This window comes from Psychrobacter piechaudii (genome assembly GCF_900162825.1).
GTDB lineage: Bacteria > Pseudomonadota > Gammaproteobacteria > Pseudomonadales > Moraxellaceae > Psychrobacter > Psychrobacter piechaudii.
Window position 1 is genome coordinate 1 of record NZ_FUGE01000192.1, and the last position, 2,232, is coordinate 2,232.

Sequence of the window (2,232 nt, forward strand, 5' to 3'; positions counted from 1 at the left end):
ACACTGTATTTTATGGCTACCACCTTATAGCCCAGATTTAAATCCCATCGAAAAAGCTTGGGCTTGGATCAAGCGTAAACGTAAAGACTGGCGTCTGCATTGTATCGATACTTTGTTCTTTTATTTTCTTTGGCTTTGTAACAGTTTATAAGTTCTTTCACTATACCATTAGCTCGAGCAACTCAAGCGACTCAAAGTTCTCAATCAGTGCCGCCTAAGCCGTCGGCTAATAGTCTTAATCAGCAAGACTCAGATTGGGATACTGTTTTGGACGATGTGGCCAGTCGCTTAAGCGATACTATCGCAAAACATGGGCCAGAAAGTGTAATGTTCTACGTATCCAGTCAGCTACTGACTGAAGATTACTATGTGGCCAATAAGCTGATGAAAGGCTTTATCGTCAGTAATAATATTGATTCAAATTCTCGCCTGTGTATGTCTTCGGCGGTTGCCGGTCATAACAGAGCTTTTGGTGCCGATTTAGTACCGGGTAATTATACCGATTTTGAAGCCTGTGACTTATTGGTGCTGGTGGGCTCCAATATGGCGTGGTGTCATCCTATTTTGTTTGGTCGATTTTTGCAAGCCAAACAGGACAACCCTAATAAAAAATTAATTGTGATTGATCCGCGTCGTACTGATTCTTGTGAATTTGCTGATTTGCATTTACCCATCGCCCCTGGCACTGATACCCACTTATATAATGGTTTGCTTAAATACTTAGAGGAGCATGGCTGCACAGATGCTGAATATGCCTCCCAGTGTGATGGCGTAGAGTCGGCAGTGACTGCTGCTGATTCATGGGACATAGAGTCGGTTGCTAAAGCCACCCAACTAGATGCTGAAAAGATTGAGCAGTTTTACCAGTTGGTCGCCGCCAATGACAAAACAGTAACAGCGTTTAGCATGGGGGTGAATCAGTCTAGTAGTGGTACTGATAAAGTGAATGCTATTATCAATAGTCATCTGCTGACAGGCCGCGTTGGTAAAAAAGGCGCAGGTCCTTTTTCATTGACGGGTCAACCCAATGCTATGGGCGGGCGTGAAGTAGGGGCTTTGGCAAATCTACTGGCTGGCCATTTACAGTTAGACATTGCAGAGCATCGTCAGTCAGTGGGTAAGTTTTGGCAATCACCCCAACCCATAGCACCTAAGGTAGTGGTTAAGGCTTGCGATGTGGCGGATGCCATCCTTGATGGAAAAGTAAAAGCGATTTGGATTGTGGCTACCAATCCTGTGGTGAGCCTACCTGAAGCAGATAAGTTTCGCCAAGCCTTAGCAGCCTGTGATTTGGTAATCGTCTCTGAATGCTCTAAAGACAGTGATACCTTACGCTGTGCTGATATTGTCTTGCCGGCGCAATCTTGGAGTGAGAAATCAGGCACAGTAACCAATTCTGAACGTCGAATATCTCGTCAGCGTAGCCTTGTAACAGGCGTAGGCGACTCAAAGCCAGATTGGTGGATTTTCTCACAAGTGGCAAAACGTATGGGATTTAAAGGGTTTGATTATATTGAACCTAGTGAGATTTTCTTAGAGCATGCCGCATTAACCAGTCATGAAAACAGCAAATATCCAAGACAGTTAGATTTAATGGCTGAACTGGAAAAACACAATCAACCTTATGATTCTATGAGCCCTCTACAATGGGGCGGCCAGTATATTGATGTGATTGCATCTGACTTTCAACATGCCAAGCCTAAGCTAGTTGCCATTACCCCACCACGACAGGCTGGTGATGTGAATAGATTTTCCCCTATCAACGATAATAATAAAACAAAGTCTAAGGCTGAAAAACAAACTAAACAAAATAACCTAGGCCTGGGTTTAACCCAGAATGTTGATGACGGTTTAAAGCTACGCTTAATTACCGGTAGACTGCGTGACCAATGGCATACCATGACGCGGACTGCTTTAGCACCAAAGTTGAATCAACAACAGACTGTACCGACTTTGACTTTACATCCTCAAGATGCAGAGGCTTTAGGAGTTAATAATAATGATTTTGTTTCGATTAAAGCGGACATCCTACAAGTATAGTCATAGCCCTTAAAAACAGTCACACAGCCAAAGAAAATAGAAGAATAACGTATCGATACAATCTATTCCCCAATCTTGACGCTTTTTCTTAACCCAAGCCCAAGTTTGCTCAATAGGGTTTAAGTCAGGACTATAAGGCGGTAACCATAGAATAGTGTGTCCTGAATCTTCAATGATTTTTTGAATATCAAG

The 2,232-nt window shown here is 43.1% G+C and carries 3 protein-coding genes; 2 read left to right on the plus strand and 1 reads right to left on the minus strand.

Annotated features, from left to right (window positions below; translation table 11 throughout):
- Positions 1-151, plus strand: a 151-nt coding sequence (locus tag A1019T_RS10495; protein ID WP_208608017.1) for a transposase, incomplete at its 5' end; no start/stop codon positions are given.
- A gap of 56 nt (positions 152-207) precedes the next feature.
- A complete protein-coding gene (locus tag A1019T_RS10500; protein ID WP_244156636.1) occupies positions 208-2,040 on the plus strand; it encodes a molybdopterin-dependent oxidoreductase in 1,833 nt (610 codons plus the stop codon).
- A 9-nt stretch (positions 2,041-2,049) separates the two neighbouring features.
- Here the strand turns inward: A1019T_RS10500 and A1019T_RS13900 are convergent.
- Positions 2,050-2,232, minus strand: a 183-nt coding sequence (locus A1019T_RS13900; protein ID WP_279626159.1) for a transposase, incomplete at its 5' end; no start/stop codon positions are given.